This is a genomic window from Tenebrionibacter intestinalis, assembly GCF_016632365.1.
In the GTDB taxonomy this organism is placed as follows: Bacteria; Pseudomonadota; Gammaproteobacteria; order Enterobacterales; family Enterobacteriaceae; genus Tenebrionibacter; species Tenebrionibacter intestinalis.
In genome coordinates this window covers 1-2,020 of record NZ_JAEPBH010000104.1, presented here as the reverse complement: position 1 = coordinate 2,020, position 2,020 = coordinate 1, and the positions used below count along the sequence as shown (strand labels likewise).

Sequence of the window (2,020 nt, the reverse complement as noted above, 5' to 3'; positions counted from 1 at the left end):
GCATCACCGCCGGCAACCAGGCCCGTATCAGCGGCTCCGATGTGATTGCGAACCGGAATATCCACATCACCGGCGACAGCGTGGTGATTGACCCCGGCCATGATAAACGTTCAGTTAAGGAGACGTTCGAACAGAAATCCACCGGCGTCACTTTAGCGCTTTCCGGCGTAGTGGGTAATGCGCTGAATCAGGCCGTATCCGCCGCGCAGGACGCAAAAGAGAGTAGCGACAGCCGCCTCGGCGCCCTGAAAGGCACACAGGCTATCCTCGCTGGCGTACAGGCCGGCGTCAGTCATGGACGACAGCAACAAAACGCAGACCCGAACAACGGAATGGGCATCAGCGTATCGCTGAATCATCAGCAGGCTAAATCCGAAACGCAATACCGCCATGATGTGGTCTCCGGCTCCACCCTCAGCGCAGGGAACAATGTTTCCCTTACCGCCACCGGGAAAAAGCAGGGCCAGAGTAACAGCGGCGATATTCTTATTGCAGGCAGCCAGATTAAATCAGGCCACGACACCACCCTGAATGCGCAGAATGATATCCTGCTGACTGCCGCCGCAAACACTCAGCAGACCACAGGAAAAAACAGCAGCAAGGGCGGCGGCGTGGGCGTCAGTTTTGGCGGGGGGGCCGGCAGCGGCGGCCTCAGTATTTTTGCCAGCATAAACGGCGCAAAAGGCAGCGAAAAAGGCAATGGCATCACCTGGACTGAAACCACCGTGGACGCCGGGAATACCCTGACGCTCATCAGCGGACGCGACACCACCCTGAGCGGCGCGCAGGTCAGCGGGGAGAAAGTGAATGCCGGTGTGGGCAACAACCTCACGATAACCAGCCTTCAGGATAGCGACCGTTACAACAGTAAACAAAACAGCGTGGCCGCAGGCGGCAGTTTTACCTTTGGCTCCATGACCGGCAGTGGCTATGCCAGCGTCAGTCAGGATAAAATCAAAAGTAATTATGACTCCGTTCAGGAGCAGAGCGGCATTTTCGCCGGCAGGGATGGCTTTGATATCACCGTGGGCCGCCATACCCAGCTTGACGGCGCAGTAATCGCCTCCACGGCAAAGGACGGTAAAAACCGTCTGGACACCGGCACGCTCGGCTGGACGGCTATTCATAACGAAGCAGACTATAAAACCAGCCATACCGGCGTCAGCGTATCCGGCGCGCCGGACATGTCCGCCAGCCAGATGGTGGCCGCGAACGCAACAGCAAATGCCGCGAACGCTTTAACAGGGCTTTCCGGCAACAAGGGCCATGCCGAAGGCACCACGTCGTCGGCTGTCAGTGGCGGCAGTATCCTTATTCGCGATAACGTTAATCAGCAGCAAAACGTGGCTGAACTCAGCCGCGATACGGAAAATGCCAACGGCAGTATTGCGCCGATATTTGACAAGGAAAAAGAGCAGCAGCGTCTGAAAGCGGCGCAGGTTATCAGCCAGACAGGCGGGCAGTTAAGTAATATCATCATGACGCTGGGCGAAACCGAGGCCATGAAGCAGGCGAAGGAAGACCCGGACAACGCCGGGAAATCCGATGCCGAGTTGCGTCAGAGTGAAACCTACAAATCGGTCATGAAACATTACGGCACCGGCAGCACGCCACAGAGGGTGGCGCAGGCCATCACGGGCGTGCTGGGTGGGCTGAGTGCGGACAGCTTAGGCCAGGCGCTGGCGGGCGGCCTTAACCCGGCGGTAGCGCAGCTTATCAAACAGGCCACCGGTGATAACAGGGAAGCCAACCTGATGGCGCATGCCGTCTGGGGCGCACTGGCGGCCCAGCTTGGCGGGAACAGCGCCGCAGCCGGTGCCACGGGCGCTTTCAGCGGAGAACTTGCCGCCCGTTACATTCTTGAGCATTATTATGGTGGAAAAACTGACAGTCTCAGCGAACAGGAGCGCCAGCAAATCAGTACGCTGGCCACCATTGCGGCGGGGATAGCAGGCGGCCTTGCGGGCAATAATACGGCCGCTGCCGGAATCGGCGCGCAGGCGGGTAAGAACGCGGTTGA

1 protein-coding gene is annotated in these 2,020 nt (G+C 58.7%); it reads left to right on the top strand.

Features of this window, described 5'->3' with window-relative positions; all coding sequences use genetic code 11:
* On the top strand, nucleotides 1-2,020 hold a 2,020-nt coding region (locus JJB97_RS17770), incomplete at both ends, for a hemagglutinin repeat-containing protein (protein WP_238715407.1).